Source organism: Burkholderia sp. TSV86 (genome assembly GCF_001522865.1).
Taxonomy (GTDB): Bacteria; Pseudomonadota; Gammaproteobacteria; order Burkholderiales; family Burkholderiaceae; genus Burkholderia.
The window spans coordinates 55,691-75,028 of sequence record NZ_LOWB01000015.1 but is presented as its reverse complement, the minus strand read 5'-3'; the positions used below and the strand labels follow the sequence as shown (position 1 = coordinate 75,028).

Here is a 19,338-nt window from a genome sequence, read left to right as displayed (position 1 = left end):
TTGCGCGACGGACGATGGGCCAGCCGGCATCATCGCGCAGCCGGCGCCGCGTTATAGAACGTCACCAGATCGCGCTTTTCCTGCGGCCGCGACGTATCGTCCAGATAGACCATATGGCCGCCCTGATAATCTTTGATCGTCAGATTGGGCTGCAAGCCGAGACGGGCAAGATCGAGTTCCGTCTGATAAAACGGCGTCGCGATATCGTGGTAACCGTTCAACGACAGGATCTTCAAAGAAGGATTGAGCGTAAGCGCCGCAGCCAAATCCGGAATCGTGTCGGGCATCGGCAGGCCGTCGTGGCTCCAGTCCCACGTATTGATCGCGTTGCTGTCCACCGAGTAGGACGTTTGCGCCGAATACTTCAGTTCGTTCGGCAAATAGGCGCTGATCGTGTCGGTAAACGGCTTCGTGATGAAAGTGCTAGACGGATCGCCTTCGGCCGCGAGCGGGCTGTTGATCGGCGCGTTCACGCGCGCATCGTAGCGGCCGATCAGCGTGCCCGGAATCAACGCAATCTGATAGCTATTGTCGTAATAGGTCGGCAGCAGGTTGAAATCCTTGTTCCACAACGCTCTCGACGCGCCGGTCGCATTCGACATCTGTGTCACCAGCGTCGGCGCAGGCGGCGTGTGATTCGCGAGATACGCATTGACAGCCGGCGAATAGGTGCCCGCCGTGAGCAGGCGCATCTGGTCCGCGTACTGCACGATGTCGGAAGGATTCGGATTGTCGAGCTTGTAATAAGCGCCGATCTCGCCGTAGCTCGGTACAAAGCCAGCACAACTGATCGGCGTCGTGCCCTGCATCGAATAGCTATTGCTGCCGCTGTTGTTGACGGTGCCGTTGTTCGTGCTCGCCATGTCGCAGTTGCTGTTGTAGTTCAGAATCGACGATTGCAGCACGATCCCGGCGAGATTCACGCCAGCGGTCTCGAGCAGATTCGCGAGCACGTCGGTGCGCGGCGTGCCATAAGATTCGCCGAACAGATATTTCGGCGAATCGCCGCGCTTGTTCGCGGCCAGATAGCGGACCACGAAATCGCGGAATATGCCGGCGTCCTGGTCGACGCCCCAGAACGTTTGGTTCGTGTTCGGCGCGATCGCCTCCGAATAGCCGGTGCCGACTGCGTCGACAAAGACGAGATCGGTCGTGTCGAGCAAGGTTTCCTGGTTTTCGACGAACGGGAACGACGCGTTGTTCGCGTTCGGATCGCCGGTGACGATGCGCTTCGGCCCGAACGAGCCGAGGTGCAGCCACACGGTCGACGAGCCGGGGCCGCCGTTGTAGAAGAACGTGACGGGACGCTTGCTGGCGCTCTGATTGTCGGCGGTATATGCGACGTAGAAAACCGACGCCTCGGCAGCGCCCGTTTGCGGATTGCGCGCGATCAGATGGCCTGCGGTCGCGGTATAGCTGATCGTCTTGCCGTTGACCGTGATTTGATGATGCGTGAGCGCGGCGCGCTCAAGCGCCGCTGACGCCGGCAGCGACGCGCCGGGCTCGGAAGAATAACTGTTGGGATCCTGATATGGCTGGTCGACGCTGGTGATGCTGGTGGCGCCCGTCGATGCGTCCGCACTCGCGGTGATTTTCGCACTCGGCCCGGCATCGTCTCCATTACACGCTGCAAGCAACAGCGTGGAGAACGTCGCGGCTAATAGCAGCTTCGCTTGACGTGCTGGCATAGTCGTTTTCCTTCTCTCTCAGTTTTTGTCGAGCAGCCGGATAGGCGCCCCCTACCTTGTTACATCGGCTCGATAAGCCAAGGTGACGGCCAATATACTCGACAACTTTCGATTTGGAAAACAGCCCGATCTTCCAAAGAAATTAGGCTTACTTAATTCTTTCAGTTTTATTTTTCATTCTGACAAACTGTATCCCAAACCGGTTTTTATGCCGCGTTTTATCAACGAAACAGCATTGAAAAGAAGTAATCGTGTTACCGATTCAATAGCTGATCGGCAGCGCGCAAGCGAATTAATCAGCTAAGCGAAATAAATTAAGGATTACCCGCATTCACAGCATGCCGGCACCGAAAGCTTGATGCGGCAGGCCGCCGAGCCTGTCACGGTGATGCAGGCAACTCCGCAGCGCCCATCCGCCGCACGATTACGCCCGTGCGCTGCGCGAGATAAGGCGAGCCGCGATGCGCATCGAAATATTTAGGATTAGGCAGCATTACCGCGAGGCGCGCCGCCTGCCACGCCGAGAGCCGGCTCGCCGGCAACCTGTAGTAGTACTGCGCAGCAGCCTGCGCTCCATAGACTCCTCGGCCGAACTCGACCGAGTTCAGATAAATCTCGAAGATGCGCTCCTTGTCGAGCAGCGTCTCGAGCATCCACGTGATGATGAGTTCCTGTCCCTTGCGGATATAGCTTTTTTCTCTCGACAGGAACAGGTTGCGCGCGAGCTGCTGCAAGATCGTCGAGCCGCCCGACACGATTCGGCCGCGCGCCCGGTTCTTCTCCCATGCTTGCAGGATGGCGTCAATCTCGTAGCCCGAATTGTTCGCAAAATCCGCATCTTCGGATGCGATCACCGCGCGCTTCAGATTGCGCGAAATGCGTTCGTATGGCACCCATTGACGCCGGATCGACACCGCCGGCTGCTCGGCCGACAGACGCCACGCGTCCGCGCGCATGAAGGCGCTCGACCCCGGATCGAGCGCCGCCCAGATCGCGATCTGCACAAAATAATAGAGTTGGGTCGCACACCATGCGCCACCGAGCACGCCGCCCGCATACGCAAGCCAGCGCGCCAGGCCATGCTTGCGCGCGCGGCCCGCTCCGTATGCCGTTGGCATGGCCTCCGGCACCGGCGAGGCAGACGAAACGGGCGAAACGGCGTCGTTGCGCATCTGCGGGCCGCCTCGCGCGCTCAATGCGACGCCGGCGCCGCCAGCGCAGCGCGTAATGCGGCAAGCACGGGTGTGCTGTCGGGCCGCACGCCGCGCCACACCAGGAACGATTCCGCTGCCTGCTCGACTAGCATCCCGAGCCCGTCCGCCACGCGCGCACCGAGCGTGCTCGCGTGTTCCATGAAGACGGTCGGCCTCGCGCCGTACATCATGTCGTATGCGAGCGTCGCCGGTCCGAACGCGGCGGCGTCGCATTCGGGCAATGCCGCATCGAGGCTGCCCGCCGTCGCATTGACGATCACGTCATAAGGCTCGCGCTCCACCTGCTCGGGGCCGCCGCCCGCAAGCAGGCAGCCCGCGTCGCGCGCCGCCGGTGCGAACTGGTCGACGAGCCCTTGCGCCTTGTTTGCCGTTCGATTGACGATCGTCAGCACGCCCGGCCTGCGCTCGAGCATCGGCAGCACGACGCCGCGCGCCGCGCCTCCGGCGCCAAGCAGCAAGATCCGCGCGCCCGCGAGGCTCACGCCGAGATTGGTCTCGATATCGCGCGTCAAGCCGGCGCCGTCGGTGTTGTCGCCAAACACGCCGGTTTCGTCGAAGCGCAGCGTGTTCACCGCACCCGCTGCCATGGCGCGCGGCGACAGCGTATCGGCAAGCGCATGCGCGTCGAGCTTGAACGGCACCGTGACGTTTAGTCCGCGGCCGCCCTGCGCGGCGAATTCGCGCACGGTCGTCACGAAGCCATCGAGCGGCGCGAGCAGGTGCGCGTATTCGATCGCCTCGCCGGTCTGCTCGGCAAAGCGCGCGTGAATGAACGGCGATTTGCTGTGCGCGATCGGATTGCCGATCACCGCATAGCGGTCGTGCGCGCGCTCGCCGCGTCCGGCAATTGTCGGGCTCACGGCGCGGGCTCCGCACCGTCGGCCGAAGCGCCGCCGTCTCCCGCCACGCTGCCCGCCTCGGCAAGCGCTTGCGTGTCGCTTTCGGCGGATTCGCCGGCTGCGTCGAGCAACGCATCGCCGGCCGCTTCGGTATCCTCGTCATCGTCGGCGGGCTCGCCGCTCGATACCGTCGGCGCGTCAAGCACGCTCACGAGCCGCACCGACGCCTCGACCGTCAGCTCATCGATCGACATCACGTCGAGCAGCACGCGCGTGCCGCGCGCATGCACGCCGAGCGCAGGCACGTGCAGCAGCAGCGGCACTTCGTCCAGCCGCACGAGATCGCCCTTCACGACGGTCGCGCTTACCTGCTTGCGGCCTTCCTGCTTGATCCAGCGCAGACACCAGAAATACTCCATCCGGCGCTGATGGTCGGCATAAGCGGCATACGTATCGTCAAACCCCTGCACGACCGCGTACAGATCCGCGTCCTTCGGCTTGAACGGCGCGGCAAGCTTCGCCGTCACGCCATGCTGCACGCACGCGAGCAGTTGCCATTGGTTGACGAGGTCGACGTAGCGGCGCAGCGGCGAAGTGCTCCATGCATACTGCGGCACGCCGAGCCCTTCGTGCGGCGCGGCGCTCGTCTGCATCCGCGTGCGCTTGGGCCCGCTCGGCATGCCGAACGCGCGCTGCGTGCGATAGATTCCCGGCACGCTATGATCGTGCAGGAACGCGCCCCACGTCGAATTGGCCAGAATCGCGAGTTCAGAGACGATCAGATCGAGCGGCGAGCCGCGCCGGCGCGGCGTGATCGTCACATGCTCGCCTTCGACGTAGAAATTGAAATCGGTGTTGCGCTGCACCTCGCGCTTCAACCCATAGCCCGCGCGCGCGACCTGACGCTTCTCGAAGAGCGCCTGCGCGAGCGGCCAGAGCACCGCGATATCGTCCTTGTGCGGATAGTCGCCCGTGCCGGCCGCCAGCGACTCCTCGGTCACCAGTTCGTCGAGCGTGTTGTGCCGCAGGTTGCTTTTCACATACACCAACTCGGCGCGCGTTTCGTTCGCGACGATCTCCTGCGTGTCGCGGTTCACGATGATGTAAAGCGACAACGCCGGGCGATAGCCGCCCTCTTTCAGCGTGAAGATGTCGACGACGTCGTCCGGCAGCATCGTGATCTTGTCGCCAGGCATATAGACGGTCGACAGCCGCGCGCGCGCGATCGCGTCGATCGGGTCGCCGCGCGTAATGCCGAGCGCGGGCGCCGCGATATGCACGCCGATCCGCACGCGGGCGTCCGCCAAATGCTCGACCGAGAACGCGTCGTCGATCTCGGTGGTCGTGATATCGTCGATCGAGAACGCGCTGACATCCGCGCGCGGCAGATCGTCCGGCAGCTTGCCGACGGTCACGCTCGGAAAGCCCGTGCCATGCGGAAAGTACTCGGCAAGAAAACGCGCCTCATGCAGCGCGCGCGCCGACGCAATCCCGCCGCAATCGAGCATCAGCCGCGCGGGCGACACGCCACGCGCGGCGGCGGCCGCCTCGAGCGCCTTGTATTCGATCGAATTCTTGTCCGGCTTCGTCAGCAGATTCAGCGCGCGGCCGACGAACGCGTCGGGCAGCCGCCCCGCCTTCAGCTCTTCCTCATAGCCGGCTTGCACGAGCGCCTGCTGACGTTTGCGCTCGAGCGCGGCAAGCGCCATCTTGAGCTGCTCTTGCGGCGCGCGCTGATATTGCCCACGCCCCTTGCGGCGAAAATAAATGGGCGAGCCATGCAGACGCAGGACAAGCGCAGCACGCTCGACAGGGCCATAATTCGCGCCGAAATATTCATCGGCCAGCGTCGAGTACGCGAATTCGTCAGCGGGCGCGCACTCCCACAGAAAATCCAGGTCGATCTGCTGCGCCGCCTCGTCCGCCTGCTGCATCAGTTCGCCTGCGGCGGGCTTGTCGAATTCGATCAGCACATCCTTCGCGCGCACCTTCGCGCGCCGGCCGCCCGGCAACTCGACCTGAAACGCGTCGCCTTGCCGGGACAGCACGCTGCCGGCCTTGAAACTGCCCGATTCCTCGAAGAAAACGTTCACTCAATACTCTCGTCTTTCGTTCAGACTGTCGTGCGCCGCGCTCCGGCCGGAAGCGGCGCCATGTGTTGTGTCACGGTTTCGAACGCCGGCTTCGTATCCGGCGCTGCTTATCCGGCATCGCAAAATGCAAGAACGTCGTCGATATAGTCGGCAAATTCGCTGATCCCATGATCGCTGCCGTCGATGACGCGAGTCCGTGCGCCGGGGTAGTGCGCCAGCATCTCGCGGTAATCGAGCACCTCGTCGCCCGTCGCCGCGAATAGATAGTAGCGCTGCGGCCGCGTGATCGCCGGCACGCGCAACGCATTCAACTCGTCCAGATGATGCGGCTCGACAACGATCGTACCGCCGCCGTGCCAAAGCGGCTGCTCGCCGAGATAACGCTGCAAGTCGCGCTGCGGCTGCGTCGCAGGATTCAGCAGCACCGCGCGCCAGCCGTGCTTCTGCGCAAGCCAGGTCGCGTAGTAGCCGCCGAGCGAACTGCCTATCACGGTCACTTCGTGCGCCGGCACGCCTGCGGCCTGCGCTTCGGCAACCGCAACCGCATCGATCGGTGCGACCGGCAGCGCCGGGCAGCGCCACTCACCCAAACGGCCCAGCTCGGCAAGCCGCGCGGCCAGCGCACGCGCCTTGAACGACTGCGGCGACGAGCGGAAGCCGTGCAGATAGAGAATCACGCGCCGCTCCGGCTGCGCGCGGCGAGCGCATCCAGGAGCTTCTGATGAACTCCGCCGAAGCCGCCGTTGCTCATCACGAGCACGTGATCGCCCGGCCGCGCCGCCTGCGTCACCGCGTTCACGAGCGCATGCAGATCGTCGAACGCGCGCGCGTTGTCGCCAAGCGGCGCAAGCGTATCCGCAAGATGCCAGCCGAGCGCGTCGCGGCCCGTGGAGGCGCCATAGCCGAACACGAGATCGGCGTCGGCAAGGCTCGCCGGCAGTTGCGCCTTCATCACGCCGAGTTTCATAGTGTTCGAGCGCGGTTCGAGCACGGCGAGGATGCGACCATTTTCCCGGCCGATACGCGCACGAAGGCCGGCGATCGTGGTTTCGATCGCAGTCGGATGATGCGCGAAGTCGTCATAGACCGTCACGCCGTCGACGCTGCCGCGCACCTCCATCCGGCGTTTCACGTTACGGAATGTGGCAAGCGCGGCGGCGGCACGCAGCGGCGGCACGCCGACATGGCGCGCGGCCGCGATCGCGGCGAGCGCATTCATTCGGTTGTGCTCGCCCTGCACCTGCCACTCGACGACGCCGACACGCTCGCTGCGCGAGTAGACGGCAAAGCGCTCGTCGACAGGCACGCCGTCATCCGCGGACAACGCCTGCCAGCCGCCGTCGACGCCGAAGCGCTCGACCTCGCTCCAGCATCCACGTGCCAGCACACGCTCGAGCGCGTCGTCGCGGCCGTTCGTCACCAGCCTGCCGATGCTCGGCACGGTGCGAACCAGATGATGGAATTGCGTCTCGATCGCGGCAAGATCAGGAAAAATGTCAGCGTGATCGAACTCGAGATTATTGAGAATCGCGGTACGCGGCCGGTAATGGACAAATTTCGAGCGCTTGTCGAAGAAAGCGGTATCGTACTCGTCGGCTTCGATCACGAAGAAAGTCGAATCGGTAAGTCGCGCGGATACGCCGAAATTCAACGGCACGCCGCCAATCAGAAAGCCTGGGTTCAGGCCCGCGTCTTCGAGAAGCCATGCGAGCATCGAACTCGTCGTCGTCTTGCCATGCGTGCCGGCGACAGCGAGCACCCACTTGCCCGCGAGCACGTGTTCGCCGAGCCATTGTGGCCCCGATACATAAGGCAGCCCGCGATCGAGAATCGCCTCCATCAGCGGATTGCCGCGTGACACGACATTGCCGATCACGAACAGATCGGGCTTCAGATCAACCTGCTCGGCGCCATAACCTTCGATCAACTGAATGCCCTGCGCTTCGAGTTGCGTGCTCATCGGCGGGTAGACGCCCGCATCGCATCCGGTCACCGTATGGCCGGCCGCGCGGGCGAGCACGGCAAGACCACCCATGAAGGTGCCGCAGATGCCAAGAATGTGGATATGCATAGAGCTTTTTGCGCCGCATGGGCGTCGAATCGAACCGAAGGCCGGCCGCGACGTGCGCCGGTTGCCGGGAATACGCGCATGAGCGGGCGCTCGCGCCGCCGCCCAAAGCGCACTATTGTAACTGACGTCACCAGGGGCTCCGCCAAGGCGCGGCCGCCGCGTCATGCCGTTCTAGTATGATTATCGGATCATGTCTCGCAAAACCCTACTCGATCCGCAACGCGTGCGCGACGAAATCGCGCTAGCGGCGGCGCGCCTGATCGCCGAAGATGGGCTCGATTACGCTGGCGCAAAACGCAAGGCCGCCCGACAGGTGCTGGGCGGCGACAGCCGGATAGCCGGAGAATGGCTGCCGGATAACGACCAGATCGAAGAAGAACTGCACGAGTATCTGGCCCTGTTCCAGGCTGACACCCAGCCCGCCGAGTTGAGGCGGCTGCGCACGATCGCCCTCGCGTGGATGGAGCGGCTCGCTCCGTTTAACCCGTACATCGCCGGCGCGGTGTTGAACGGCACCGCTAACGCACATTCCGATATTTATTTGCAGATCTTTTGCGATAATCAGAAAGATGTCGCAATTTATCTGCTAAATCAGAACGTTCAATACGACGTTTCCGAGACCCGCCATTTCGCGGGACGCGGCGACGTCGAAACGCTCAGCTTCTTGTGGCGCGGAACGCGCGGCGAAACGCCCGTCGGCATCCATTTGACCCTCTATACGAGCAACGACCTGCGCGGCGCCCTGAAGGCGGATGCCCGCGGCCGGCTTGCCCGGGCCGATGCGCCGGCCTTGCGCGCCTTGCTCGACGCCACGCCCTCCTCACCGACCGACCCGAATCGATGACGAACAGCAAACGGATTTTCACGGCCGTCGCGGTTGCGGCCATTGCGGCCGCCGGCGGCTTGGCCGCCGGCCATTGGTGGCGCGGCAGCGCGGGCAACGAAGACGCCCAAGCGGCCACGCCGTCTGTAAACGCGGCGCCCGGCGCTCCCGTCGACGCACTATGGGCTGCGTCGTTCCCCGGCGTCGACGGCAAATCGCACGCGCTCGCTGCATATAAGGGCAAGAATACTGTCGTCAATTTCTGGGCATCCTGGTGCGGCCCATGCGTGGCGGAAATGCCCGAACTCGTCAGCCTGTCCCATGAATACGCGAAAAAAGACATCCATTTCGTCGGAATAGGCGTCGATTCGGAACAAAACGTAAAAAACTTCCTGAAGAAAGTGCCGGTCGACTATCCGATCTTCGTCAGTGGCTATACGGGCGCAGATCTGGCCCGAAATTTTGGCAATACTGCGGGCGCATTACCGTTTACAGTCGTGATCGACGCAAGCGGCAAGATCCGTATGACGAAGCTCGGGCAAATTCATGTGGACGAGCTCAGACGCCTCCTCGACACGCTCTGACGAGTCGAACTGATTCTCGGCACATTACGAGCAATTTCGAGTAGATTGAAGCAAAATTGCCTGAAATTAGCCGATTCTGAGCCTGGTGGCACGCCTCCGCCGACGCGCCGGCGCCGCCAGCCATTCGGCGAAACTAGACAAATTTCTCTAATTGGCGATAAAGTTCGCGCAATTGCGCAGAAAAAGAAGCGACCATGACTCGATTGCTGGTGCTCCACGGCCCTAATCTCAACCTTCTCGGCACCCGGGAACCGGAGGTGTACGGCCGCGTCACGCTCGAGCAGATCGATCAAGCGCTGGCTGCGCGCGCGCAACAGGCGGGCGCGGCACTCGAGTCGTTTCAAAGCAATCATGAGGGTGCGCTGGTTGATCGCATCCAGGCGGCAAGAACCGACGGCACCGCATTCATTCTGATCAATCCCGCTGCGTATACGCATACGAGCGTCGCGATTCGGGATGCGCTCGCGGGGGTCGGCATCCCGTTTGTCGAGATCCATCTGTCGAATGTGCACCGGCGCGAACCGTTCCGGCATCACTCTTATTTTTCCGATCAGGCCGAAGGCGTGATTTGCGGCCTTGGCTGGAAAGGCTATCTGTACGCACTCGAATACGCGCTCGACAAGCTGCAACAGGCGGCGCGCGGCTGAGATTTACAAGAACTCGATTCAGCGCCGGTTCCGAACCGGCGTTTCACGTATTGAAAGGGGAATTCCCGATGGACCTTCGTAAGCTGAAAACTTTGATCGACCTCGTCTCCGAATCCGGCATCTCCGAGCTGGAAGTCACCGAAGGCGAAGGCAAGGTTCGCATCGTCAAGAACGCGCCGCCGGTCTACGTCCAGCAATCGGGCGGCTTTGCGCCGCATGTGAGCGCCCCTGCCCCCGCCGTCACGGCGCAGCCCGAAAGCACAAGCGCGCCGGCCGCCGCTGCGGTCGCGCCGGCCGCGCCGCAAGGCCACGTCGTCACGTCGCCGATGGTCGGCACGTTCTACCGCGCGCCGTCACCGGGCGCCGATCCGTTCGTCCAGGTCGGCGACACGGTCAAGGAAGGCCAGACGCTTTGCATCATCGAAGCAATGAAGCTGCTGAACGAAATCGAATCGGACAAAGCCGGCGTCATCAAGGAAATCCTTGCCGAGAACGGCCAGGCCGTCGAATACGGCCAACCGCTTTTCGTGATCGGCTAACGTCTGCCCGCGCGGCGCGCGCGTCGAGAGCGCCGCCGCCCTGCTCCTCAAGGCACGCGCAGCGCGTGCCCATCGAAGAGACGAATACTCGCTATGTTTGAAAAAATCCTCATTGCCAATCGCGGGGAAATCGCGTTGCGCATCCAGCGCGCGTGCCGCGAGCTCGGCGTCAAGACGGTGGTCGTCTATTCCGAGGCCGACAAGGAAGCCAAGTATGTGAGGCTCGCCGACGAAGCGGTCTGCATTGGGCCGGCCCCGTCGAACCTCAGCTATCTGAACATGCCGGCCCTCATCAGCGCGGCCGAAGTGACGGACGCCGAAGCGATTCACCCCGGCTACGGCTTCCTGTCGGAAAATGCCGATTTCGCCGAGCGCGTCGAGCAATCGGGCTTCACGTTCATCGGCCCGCGCCCGGACACGATCCGGATGATGGGCGACAAGGTCACCGCGAAGCAGACGATGATCAAGACCGGCGTGCCGTGCGTGCCGGGCTCGGACGGCGCACTGCCGGACGATCCGAAGGAGATCGTGAAGATCGCGCGCTCGATCGGCTATCCGGTGATCATCAAGGCGGCGGGCGGCGGCGGCGGGCGCGGGATGCGCGTCGTCCACACCGAGGCGGCGCTCGTCAACGCGGTCAACATGACGCGCGAGGAAGCGGGCCGCGCGTTCGGCAATCCGCAGGTCTATATGGAGAAGTTCCTCGAAAACCCGCGCCACATCGAGATTCAAGTGCTGTCGGACTCGCACCGCAACGCGCTGTGGCTGGGCGAGCGCGACTGCTCGATGCAGCGCCGCCACCAGAAGGTGATCGAGGAAGCCCCCGCGCCCGGCATCCCGCGCCGCCTGATCGACCGGATCGGTGACCGCTGCGCGGACGCGTGCAAGAAGATGGGTTACCTCGGCGCGGGCACGTTCGAATTCCTGTACGAAAACAACGAGTTCTACTTCATCGAGATGAACACGCGCGTGCAGGTCGAGCATCCGGTGACGGAGCTGATCACCGGCGTCGACATCGTGCAGGAGCAGATCAAGATCGCGGCCGGTGAAAAGCTGTCGATCCGCCAGCGCGATATCCAGTTCCGCGGCCACGCAATCGAATGCCGGATCAACGCCGAGGACCCGTTCAAATTCACGCCGTCGCCAGGCCGGATCACGTCGTGGCATACCCCGGGCGGCCCCGGCATCCGTGTCGATTCGCACGTGTACAACGGCTACTTCGTGCCGCCCAATTACGATTCGATGATCGGCAAGCTGATCGCCTACGGCGCGACGCGCGAGCAGGCAATCAACCGGATGCGGATCGCGCTGTCGGAAATGGTGGTCGAAGGCATCCAGACCAACATCCCGCTGCATCGCGAATTGATGCTCGACTCGAAGTTCGTCGAAGGCGGCACCAGCATCCATTATCTCGAGCACCGCCTCGCGCAGCGGCAGCAGCACGCGCCGGAAGAAGCAGCGTCATGAGTTACCGGGAACTCGTCGTCGAGCTGCCGCGCGAGCACGCGGAGGCGTTGTCCGACGCGCTCGTCGAGCTGGGAGCGCTGTCGGTGTCCGTCGAGGACGCCGACGCCGATACGCCGGATGAACAGCCGCTCTTCGGCGAGCCGGGCCTCGTGCCGGAGCGCACCGCGTGGCAGCGCTCGCGCGTGGTCGCGCTCGTCGACGCGACGCACGACCCCGCCGTGCTGCTTGCCGCCGCCGCGAATGAAATCGGCCTCGCCAAGACGCCGCGCTTCGACGTGCGCGACGTCGAGGATCAGGATTGGGTACGGCTGACGCAATCGCAATTCGATCCGATCCATATCGGCGAACGAATCTGGGTCGTGCCGTCTTGGCATGATGCGCCAGAACCCGAAGCGCTCGTACTCGAACTCGATCCCGGCCTCGCATTCGGCACGGGCAGCCACCCGACGACGCGTCTCTGCATGGAGTGGCTCGAACAAACGGTGCAACCGGGGCAGTCGGTCCTCGATTACGGCTGCGGCTCCGGCATCCTCGCGATTCTCGCGAAGAAATGCGGCGCGGGCAGCGTGACCGGCATCGACATCGACCCTCAAGCTGTCGAAGCCGCGCGCCAGAACAGCGCGCGCAACCGCGCCGAGGTCGTCTATGGCCTGCCCAACGCTTGCCCCGACAGCGAATTCGATATCGTCGTCGCGAATATCCTGTCGAATCCGCTGAAGCTGATGGCATCGATGCTCGCGTCGAAAGTGAAGCCGGGCGGACGGCTCGCGCTGTCTGGCGTGCTCGCGCGGCAAGCGGACGAAGTCGCGAGCGCCTATGCGCGCTATCTCGACATCGCCGTCTGGCGCGAACACGAAGGTTGGGTCTGCCTCGCCGGAACACGGCGCGAAAGCCATTAGAATAGGCGCAGTCCAACCCTAACGGCTTAGCTGGCGGCCCGGCTAACATGAACTCACTTCGTTCGTCGTCCCCCGAAGAAGACAGTCGGCGCGCTTGGGGCAGCCAGACGCCGGCGCACGCGCGCCTCGCGGCGCGCTGCCCTCATTGCGAAACCGTCTTCCGGCTACAGCGCGAACAGCTCGCGCTGCGCGGCGGCTTGGTGCGTTGCGGGCATTGCCAGCAGGTGTTCGACGCGACGTGCTCGCTCGTGTCCGACGAACCGGCCGTCGCCGCCGCGCTGGCGGCCGAAGCCGAGCGCGGCGCGGCGCCCGCCAAGCCGCCTCGCCTCTTTGCCGCCACGTCGCCCGGGCACGTACTGCTCGAAGCCGGTCATCGCGACTTCGCGCCACACGCGTGGGACATGCGCGCGCCGTGGCTCGACGGCAACGTCGAACCGGAGTTGCAGGTAACGAGCGCGAGCATCGGTGCGGCGGCGAGCCGCGTGGTTGCAAAAGGGGAAGCTGCGGGCAGTACGACGGCAAACGGTCCGATCCCGAACATCCAGGGCGCGCCGCCCGGCGCGGCCATCGCGAATCGCGCATCCGAAGCCGCTTGCGGCTTGGCGACCGGCGATCCGGCGGCAAGCGGCACTGCGACTGCAAGCGCTTCGCCGGCAGACCACCTTGAATCGAACCGCTCGGCATCGAGTCTCTGCGCCACGAACGGTTCTGCTTCAAACCGCCAGGCAATGGGTAGCGGTGAGACGGCCAATCACGCCACCACCAACGAAACTGCACCGGCACCGCCGGAGCGCCGCGCGGACGACAATACATCCGCCGATGCGCGCGAGCCGTCCCGCCCCCCCGCCTCCACCGCTGCTTTGCACACCACGCCCGCCGACGCCTCCGACACCCAGCGCCCACACTCGATCGAGCCTGTGCTCGTATCTTCCGCCGCGGCATCGGCGTCGTCCGCACCAGCCAGCGCGCATCCTGGCCACGAGCCGCATTTCAGCGCACCCGCCGCCGCAACGGCTGAACCGTTCGCGGCATCGCCCGAACCCGACAACCGCGAGCACTTCGCGCTCACCCGCGAAACGCGCGCCGGCGCGATGCGCGGCGGCTTCGCGCACGCGCTCGGCGTCGCCGCCGCCATCGTGCTCGCCGCGCTCCTCGTCGCGCAAATCGCCTGGTGGCAACGCGAAACGCTGATGATCTACTGGCCCTCGACGCAGCCGCTCTTCAGCGCGGCCTGCGCACAGTTGGGCTGCGCCGTCACGCCGCCGCGCGCAATCGACGGTTTGCGGCTCGATGCGTCGGACTTGCGCCAACTCGACGGCCCCCAGACGCTCGAGCTGAAAATGCCGCTCACGAATCGTTACCGGGTCGCGCTCGCGTATCCGTCGATCGAACTGACGCTGCTCGACGAGGCAAACAACATCACCACGCGCCGCGTGCTCTCCCCGCTCGACTATGCGCGCCCCGGCACGCCCATCGAAGCGGGTCTGCCCGCCGGCGCAACGCAAACGATGGTCGTCAAGATCGAGACCGCCGGCGTGGCCGCATCGAATTTCCGCGTGCAGATTTTTTATCCGTAACGCAACATGGCGCGCCGCTCGCGGCGCGACACTCGTCAACCCGTGCGCCGCTACGGCGCACATATTTGGAGTACGAACATGAGCAAAGTGACGCTGGGTGGCAATCCGATCGACATCGCCGGCACGTTCCCGTCCGTCGGCTCGCAAGCGCCCGACTTCAAGCTGGTCGGCAAGGATCTCGCCGATCTGACGCTGGCGAGCTTCGCCGGCAAGCGCAAGGTGCTGAACATCGTCCCGAGCCTCGACACGCCGACTTGCGCGACGTCGACCCGCAAATTCAACGAAGCGGCGAGCAAGCTCGACAACACGGTCGTCATCGTCGTCTCGGCGGACCTGCCGTTTGCGGCGTCCCGCTTCTGCACGACTGAAGGCCTCGCGAACGTCGTTACCGCGTCGACGTTCCGCGGCGGCCGCGCGTTCGCCAACGCATACGGCGTGGACGTGACGAGCGGCCCACTGAACGGCCTAACCGCGCGCGCCGTCGTCGTGCTCGACGAGCAGGACAAAGTCACGCATGCCGAACTCGTCGGCGAAATCAAGAACGAGCCGAACTACGACGCGGCACTCGCCGTACTGAAATAAGCGCCGCCGAACAGCCACGCGCCGCCGGCACGCCCACTGCGCGCACCGGTGCGCGGCCGCGCCCGTCCACCTCTCTCACAGGAACGCCCAACTTGGCTACGCTGATCTGCGGCTCGATTGCCTACGACAACATCATGACCTTCCAGGGGCGCTTTCGCGAGCACCTCCTGCCCGACCAGTTGCATCTCATCAACCTGAGCTTTCTCGTGCCGACGATGCGCCGCGAATTCGGCGGCTGCGCGAGCAACATCGCATATGCGCTGCACCTGCTGGGCGGCGATGCGCGGATGATGGGCACGCTCGGCGCGATCGACGCTCAGCCATACCTCGAGCGCCTCGACGCGCTCGGTCTGTCGCGCGAATACGTCCGGGTACTGCCGGATACGTACACCGCTCAGGCGATGATCACGGCCGATCTCGACAACAACCAGATCGCCGCATTCCACCCCGGCGCGATGATGCAATCGCACGTGAACCACGCCGGCGAAGCGCGCGGCATCAAACTCGCGATCGTCGCACCGGACGGCTTCGAAGGAATGGTCCAGCACACGGAGGAGCTCGCGAAGGCCGGCGTGCCGTTCATCTTCGATCCAGGCCAGGGTTTGCCCCTTTTTGACGGTGCGACGCTGCGTCGCAGCATTGAACTTGCGACGTATGTCGCTGTCAACGATTACGAAGCCAAGCTGGTGTCCGACAAAACAGGCTGGTCCGAAGACGAAATCGCCAGCCGGGTCCAGGCGCTCATCATCACGCGCGGCGAGCATGGCTCAACGATCCGCCATCGCGATGGCGAAGAGCAGATTCCCTCCGTTCCTGCCGAGCGTATCGTCGATCCGACGGGCTGCGGTGACGCATTCCGCGGCGGCTTGCTGTACGGCATCGAGCAAGGCTTCGATTGGGCAACGACGGGGCGCCTCGCCAGCTTGATGGGCTCGCTGAAAATCGCCCATCAGGGCCCACAGACTTATACGCCGACCCGCGAGGAAATCAATGCACGCTTCGCGGCTGCGTTCGGCTATAGCCTGAAGTGAAATTCGTTTGGAGAAGATGAAACATGTTGACCAGGAAAAACCTCACGCTCGCCGCGATGCTGACTGCTGCGGTAACGCTCGCGGGCTGCTACACACCGGGTTCCGCCGATGTGTATAGCGCCGGCCAGGCGCAACGGGAACAAACCGTCCGGATGGGTACGATCGAGAGCGTGCGCGCGGTTCGGATTCAGGGCGACGGCGGCGGTTCGGCGCTCGGCACGGTGGGCGGCGGCGCGCTCGGCGCCGTGGCAGGCAGCGCGATCGGCGGCGGCAAGGGCTCTATCCTCACCGCCATCGCGGGCGGCCTCGCGGGTGCCGTCGCGGGCAACGCAATCGGCCAGGGCATGAGCAATGCGAACGGTGTCGAAATCACAGTGCGCCTCGATAACGGCGATCTGCGCTCGATCACGCAGGCTGCGACGGCCGAGGTGTTCCGCGCGGGCGACCGCGTGCGTCTGCTGTCGAGCAGCGGCGTCACCCGCGTCACACACTGACGGGGGCCTGCGTCACGTCCTGCCGCGGCAAGCGCCAGGGCGGCAATCCGGCTGAAAACGCATGCGCTTAACGCGCATGCGTTTTTTTGCGTGTGCTCGCCTTCGCGGCTGGGCAACCGGCCAATAAAAAACCCGCCACCGGCGGAGCCTGTGGCGGGTTTTGATCGAGTAGCCTTACTCGATCCAGCAAGACACAACGAGTGTGTCCGATTTAGCGCAGCAGGTGTTACGGACGGCTGCCGGTCGGGAACGGCCACGCCGCTGCCGGGTTGAGCGCCGTCTTCACGCCCGATGCCGGAGCAACCGATGCCGTCGACGCAGTGGTCGCCGGCGCAGCCTTCTTCACGACCGCCTTTTTCGCAGCCTTCTTCGCCGGCGCGGCTTTCTTCGCAGCAGGCGCAGCCTTCTTCGCAGCGGGAGCGGCCTTCTTCGCCGGTGCAGCCTTCTTCGCCGGCGCCGCCTTCTTCGCAGCAACCTTCTTCGCAGCAACCTTCTTCACCGCGACCTTCTTCGCGGCAACCTTCTTAGCCGCCACTTTCTTCACCGCGACTTTCTTCGCTGCGACCTTCTTTGCCGGCGCCTTTTTAGCCGCGACCTTCTTCGCGGCAACCTTCTTCACCGCGACCTTCTTCGTGGCAACCTTCTTAGCCGCGACCTTCTTCGCAGCAACCTTCTTCGCAGCAACCTTCTTCACCGCAACCTTCTTTGCCGCGACCTTCTTTGCCGGAGCCTTCTTAGCCACGACCTTCTTCGCGGCAACCTTCTTCACAGCGGCTTTCTTCGCCGGTGCGGCGGCTTTCTTCGCTGCGGGCTTCTTAGCGGCTGCCTTCTTGGCGGCCGGTTTCTTCTTGGCAAGTGCCATCATGTTCTCCTTCAGGTTCAGATGAGAGTCAGTTCAAACTACACCCTTCGTCAAAACCCGCTTCCCGCGGACGTTTATCAGGACGTGCGCTACGAAGCGGGCTATTCATCGGCGTACGCGGTCGACGCATGCTTACGCTAATGAATACGGTATGGCGTGCGGTGCCCACCGGCATCGCACGCCAAATCAAGTCGGTGGCAAGCGCACCCTTCGCCGCCACCCCTAATCGCTTGATCGAGCCGGCGGCAGCGCAGCCGCCGGCTTTTCGCGGAGGGAAGTTTGCCCATCCCACTGAAGGGTTCGCAAAGTGCCTGTCGTATACGTGGGCCCCCGGGGCACCGGACATGCTTTGCATCAGGCGTTCTTGCTCCTAAACCTTGTGCCGGGCGCCGCGCCCGGCTTAAATATCGTCATTCGCCAGCGCGGCGGGTCATTCCCACGACAGCGCGCCGCCCGTCTGATATTCGATTACCCGCGTCTCGAAGAAGTTGCGTTCCTTCTTCAGATCGATCATCTCGCTCATCCACGGGAACGGGTTCTCCTCGTTCGGGAACAGCGGATCGAGGCCGATCTGCTGGCAACGGCGGTTGCAGATGAAACGCAGATAACTCTTGAACATCGACGCATTCAGGCCCAGCACGCCGCGCGGCATCGTGTCCTCCGCGTAACGGTACTCAAGATCGACCGCATGCTTGAACAGCTCGCGGATCTCGGCGCGGAACTCGGCGGTCCACAAGTGCGGGTTCTCAAGCTTGATCTGGTTGATCAAGTCGATCCCGAAATTGCAGTGCATCGACTCGTCGCGGAGGATGTATTGGTATTGCTCCGCCGCGCCGGTCATCTTGTTCTGCCGGCCGAGCGCCAAGATCTGCGTAAAACCGACGTAGAAAAAGAGGCCTTCCATGATGCACGCGAACACGATCAGCGACTTGAGCAGCTTCTGATCGGCCTCCAGCGTACCGGTCTTGAACGCCGGATCGGTCAGCGTGTGAATGAACGGAATCAGGAACTCGTCTTTCGCGCGGATCGACGTGACCTCATGGTACGCGTTGAAGATCTCGCCCTCGTCGAGACCGAGCGATTCGACAATATATTGGTAAGCGTGCGTGTGGATCGCCTCTTCGAACGCCTGCCGCAGCAGGAATTGCCGGCATTCGGGCGCCGTGATGTGGCGGTAGGTGCCGAGCACGATGTTGTTCGCCGCGAGCGAATCGGCCGTCACGAAGAAACCAAGGTTGCGCTTGACGATGCGGCGCTCGTCCTCGGTCAGGCCATTCGGGTCTTTCCACAGTGCGATGTCGCGGGACATGTTGATTTCCTGCGGCATCCAGTGATTCGCACAGCCGGCCAGATACTTCTCCCATGCCCATTTGTACTTGAATGGCACGAGTTGGTTGACGTCGGTCTGGCCGTTGATGATGCGCTTGTCGGCAACGTTGACCCGCGCTTGCGAATCGACAGACGCTGCTTGCGCATCGGCGGCGCGAGGTGCGACAGCGAAATCGCCTGCGAAGATGTCGCGCGCCGACGAAGTTTGATGAGCGGCAGGCACCGCGGCCTGCAATCCGACAACCATTCCTGCGGGGTCGCGCATCGCGTTTTGCTGCGCTCCGCTCGCGGGAGTTACGGCGGTCATCTCGTCATCCCAGTTGAGCATAAATTCTCACCATCAATTTAGATCGGTTTGTACCATCTTTTCCTGAGCGTTAAAAGAGTTCGCTCAGGAAAATTCCTGTTTTCGATTCGCGTTGCGACCTCGATACAACACTTTGAGCAACGCATCGTCATTCATCGCGTGTGTGATGTGTGCAGCACGTGATTCGCGACGTCCATCAAAGCTCGTTCGTCGCGTCGAGCGCAGCTCGAAATGTGACGCTTTCGGTGATACGTTGATCGTGTTTCGCGTGGTCTGCAACGTGTGCGCTGCG

Annotated in this window: 19 protein-coding genes; 10 read left to right on the top strand and 9 right to left on the bottom strand. The window is 63.5% G+C overall.

Annotated elements, in window-relative coordinates:
- Nucleotides 1-29: 29 nt before the first annotated feature.
- The 6 genes from WS68_RS01040 to mpl all read right to left on the bottom strand — a co-directional run bounded on the left by WS68_RS01040 (nt 30) and on the right by mpl (nt 7,905).
- A complete protein-coding gene (locus WS68_RS01040; protein WP_059569038.1) occupies nt 30-1,688 on the bottom strand; it encodes a S10 family peptidase in 1,659 nt (552 codons plus the stop codon).
- A 380-nt stretch (nt 1,689-2,068) separates the two neighbouring features.
- Nucleotides 2,069-2,860, bottom strand: coding sequence for a monofunctional biosynthetic peptidoglycan transglycosylase (gene mtgA, locus WS68_RS01035; protein WP_082709738.1), 792 nt, complete (start codon nt 2,858-2,860; stop codon nt 2,069-2,071).
- Between the two features lie 20 nt (nt 2,861-2,880).
- Entirely contained in the window at nt 2,881-3,750 is an 870-nt protein-coding gene (aroE, locus tag WS68_RS01030) for a shikimate dehydrogenase (protein ID WP_156429307.1), read from the bottom strand.
- Nucleotides 3,751-3,758: 8 nt separating this feature from the next.
- Nucleotides 3,759-5,834: a ribonuclease catalytic domain-containing protein gene (locus WS68_RS01025; RefSeq protein WP_059569036.1), complete on the bottom strand. Its 2,076-nt coding sequence runs from the start codon at nt 5,832-5,834 to the stop codon at nt 3,759-3,761.
- A gap of 107 nt (nt 5,835-5,941) precedes the next feature.
- Nucleotides 5,942-6,511, bottom strand: a complete 570-nt coding sequence (locus WS68_RS01020) for a YqiA/YcfP family alpha/beta fold hydrolase (protein ID WP_059569035.1) — start codon at nt 6,509-6,511, stop codon at nt 5,942-5,944.
- A complete protein-coding gene (gene mpl / locus WS68_RS01015) occupies nt 6,508-7,905 on the bottom strand; it encodes a UDP-N-acetylmuramate:L-alanyl-gamma-D-glutamyl-meso-diaminopimelate ligase (RefSeq protein ID WP_059569034.1) in 1,398 nt (465 codons plus the stop codon). The genes WS68_RS01020 and mpl overlap by 4 nt, the downstream gene beginning before the upstream one ends.
- Before the next feature lie 190 nt (nt 7,906-8,095).
- Between mpl and WS68_RS01010 the strand changes: the two genes are divergently transcribed.
- The 10 genes from WS68_RS01010 (at nt 8,096) to WS68_RS00965 (ending at nt 16,548) form a co-directional block, all read left to right on the top strand.
- Nucleotides 8,096-8,749 (top strand): hypothetical protein, encoded by a 654-nt coding sequence (locus WS68_RS01010; RefSeq protein ID WP_059569033.1) that lies wholly within the window; start codon nt 8,096-8,098, stop codon nt 8,747-8,749.
- A complete protein-coding gene (locus WS68_RS01005; protein ID WP_059569032.1) occupies nt 8,746-9,312 on the top strand; it encodes a TlpA family protein disulfide reductase in 567 nt (188 codons plus the stop codon). The genes WS68_RS01010 and WS68_RS01005 overlap by 4 nt, the downstream gene beginning before the upstream one ends.
- Nucleotides 9,313-9,506: 194 nt before the next feature.
- Nucleotides 9,507-9,959, top strand: a complete 453-nt coding sequence (gene aroQ / locus WS68_RS01000) for a type II 3-dehydroquinate dehydratase (protein ID WP_059569031.1) — start codon at nt 9,507-9,509, stop codon at nt 9,957-9,959.
- Between the two features lie 68 nt (nt 9,960-10,027).
- A complete protein-coding gene (accB, locus tag WS68_RS00995; RefSeq protein WP_059569030.1) occupies nt 10,028-10,498 on the top strand; it encodes an acetyl-CoA carboxylase biotin carboxyl carrier protein in 471 nt (156 codons plus the stop codon).
- Nucleotides 10,499-10,591: 93 nt separating this feature from the next.
- Complete coding sequence (accC, locus tag WS68_RS00990; protein WP_059515840.1) at nt 10,592-11,965, top strand: acetyl-CoA carboxylase biotin carboxylase subunit; 1,374 nt, start codon at nt 10,592-10,594, stop codon at nt 11,963-11,965.
- Nucleotides 11,962-12,864 (top strand): 50S ribosomal protein L11 methyltransferase, encoded by a 903-nt coding sequence (gene prmA, locus WS68_RS00985; protein ID WP_059569029.1) that lies wholly within the window; start codon nt 11,962-11,964, stop codon nt 12,862-12,864. The genes accC and prmA overlap by 4 nt, the downstream gene beginning before the upstream one ends.
- 47 nt (nt 12,865-12,911) lie before the next feature.
- A complete protein-coding gene (locus tag WS68_RS00980; RefSeq protein WP_082709737.1) occupies nt 12,912-14,441 on the top strand; it encodes a DUF3426 domain-containing protein in 1,530 nt (509 codons plus the stop codon).
- Nucleotides 14,442-14,519: 78 nt separating this feature from the next.
- Nucleotides 14,520-15,023, top strand: coding sequence for a thiol peroxidase (tpx, locus tag WS68_RS00975; RefSeq protein ID WP_059515835.1), 504 nt, complete (start codon nt 14,520-14,522; stop codon nt 15,021-15,023).
- A gap of 92 nt (nt 15,024-15,115) precedes the next feature.
- Nucleotides 15,116-16,054 carry a carbohydrate kinase family protein gene (locus WS68_RS00970; RefSeq protein WP_059569028.1) on the top strand — a complete coding sequence of 313 codons (939 nt, stop codon included), beginning with the start codon at nt 15,116-15,118 and terminating at the stop codon, nt 16,052-16,054.
- Nucleotides 16,055-16,077: 23 nt separating this feature from the next.
- Nucleotides 16,078-16,548 carry a glycine zipper 2TM domain-containing protein gene (locus WS68_RS00965; protein WP_059569027.1) on the top strand — a complete coding sequence of 157 codons (471 nt, stop codon included), beginning with the start codon at nt 16,078-16,080 and terminating at the stop codon, nt 16,546-16,548.
- 226 nt (nt 16,549-16,774) lie between these two features.
- Here the strand turns inward: WS68_RS00965 and WS68_RS00960 are convergent, their stop codons facing one another.
- The 3 genes from WS68_RS00960 to WS68_RS00955 form a co-directional block, all read right to left on the bottom strand.
- The gene (locus tag WS68_RS00960) at nt 16,775-17,410 is read right to left on the bottom strand and encodes a histone H1-like DNA-binding protein (protein WP_059569026.1); all 636 of its coding nucleotides are present in this window, start codon (nt 17,408-17,410) and stop codon (nt 16,775-16,777) included.
- 28 nt (nt 17,411-17,438) lie between these two features.
- Nucleotides 17,439-17,765 (bottom strand): hypothetical protein, encoded by a 327-nt coding sequence (locus WS68_RS25550; protein ID WP_082709736.1) that lies wholly within the window; start codon nt 17,763-17,765, stop codon nt 17,439-17,441.
- A 75-nt stretch (nt 17,766-17,840) separates the two neighbouring features.
- Nucleotides 17,841-19,067, bottom strand: a complete 1,227-nt coding sequence (locus WS68_RS00955; protein ID WP_059569025.1) for a ribonucleotide-diphosphate reductase subunit beta — start codon at nt 19,065-19,067, stop codon at nt 17,841-17,843.
- Nucleotides 19,068-19,338 lie beyond the last annotated feature (271 nt).

Excerpts from the sequence above, each read along its gene's own strand:
- WS68_RS01040 (WP_059569038.1), bottom strand. The coding sequence starts at position 1,688 with ATGCCAGCACGTCAAGCGAAGCTGCTATTAGCCGCGACGTTCTCCACG.
- mtgA (WP_082709738.1), bottom strand. The coding sequence starts at position 2,860 with ATGCGCAACGACGCCGTTTCGCCCGTTTCGTCTGCCTCGCCGGTGCCG.
- mpl (WP_059569034.1), bottom strand. The coding sequence starts at position 7,905 with ATGCATATCCACATTCTTGGCATCTGCGGCACCTTCATGGGTGGTCTT.
- WS68_RS01010 (WP_059569033.1), top strand. The coding sequence starts at position 8,096 with ATGTCTCGCAAAACCCTACTCGATCCGCAACGCGTGCGCGACGAAATC.
- WS68_RS01005 (WP_059569032.1), top strand. The coding sequence starts at position 8,746 with ATGACGAACAGCAAACGGATTTTCACGGCCGTCGCGGTTGCGGCCATT.
- aroQ (WP_059569031.1), top strand. The coding sequence starts at position 9,507 with ATGACTCGATTGCTGGTGCTCCACGGCCCTAATCTCAACCTTCTCGGC.
- accB (WP_059569030.1), top strand. The coding sequence starts at position 10,028 with ATGGACCTTCGTAAGCTGAAAACTTTGATCGACCTCGTCTCCGAATCC.
- accC (WP_059515840.1), top strand. The coding sequence starts at position 10,592 with ATGTTTGAAAAAATCCTCATTGCCAATCGCGGGGAAATCGCGTTGCGC.
- prmA (WP_059569029.1), top strand. The coding sequence starts at position 11,962 with ATGAGTTACCGGGAACTCGTCGTCGAGCTGCCGCGCGAGCACGCGGAG.
- WS68_RS00980 (WP_082709737.1), top strand. The coding sequence starts at position 12,912 with ATGAACTCACTTCGTTCGTCGTCCCCCGAAGAAGACAGTCGGCGCGCT.
- tpx (WP_059515835.1), top strand. The coding sequence starts at position 14,520 with ATGAGCAAAGTGACGCTGGGTGGCAATCCGATCGACATCGCCGGCACG.
- WS68_RS00965 (WP_059569027.1), top strand. The coding sequence starts at position 16,078 with ATGTTGACCAGGAAAAACCTCACGCTCGCCGCGATGCTGACTGCTGCG.
- WS68_RS00960 (WP_059569026.1), bottom strand. The coding sequence starts at position 17,410 with ATGGCACTTGCCAAGAAGAAACCGGCCGCCAAGAAGGCAGCCGCTAAG.
- WS68_RS25550 (WP_082709736.1), bottom strand. The coding sequence starts at position 17,765 with ATGCAAAGCATGTCCGGTGCCCCGGGGGCCCACGTATACGACAGGCAC.
- WS68_RS00955 (WP_059569025.1), bottom strand. The coding sequence starts at position 19,067 with ATGCTCAACTGGGATGACGAGATGACCGCCGTAACTCCCGCGAGCGGA.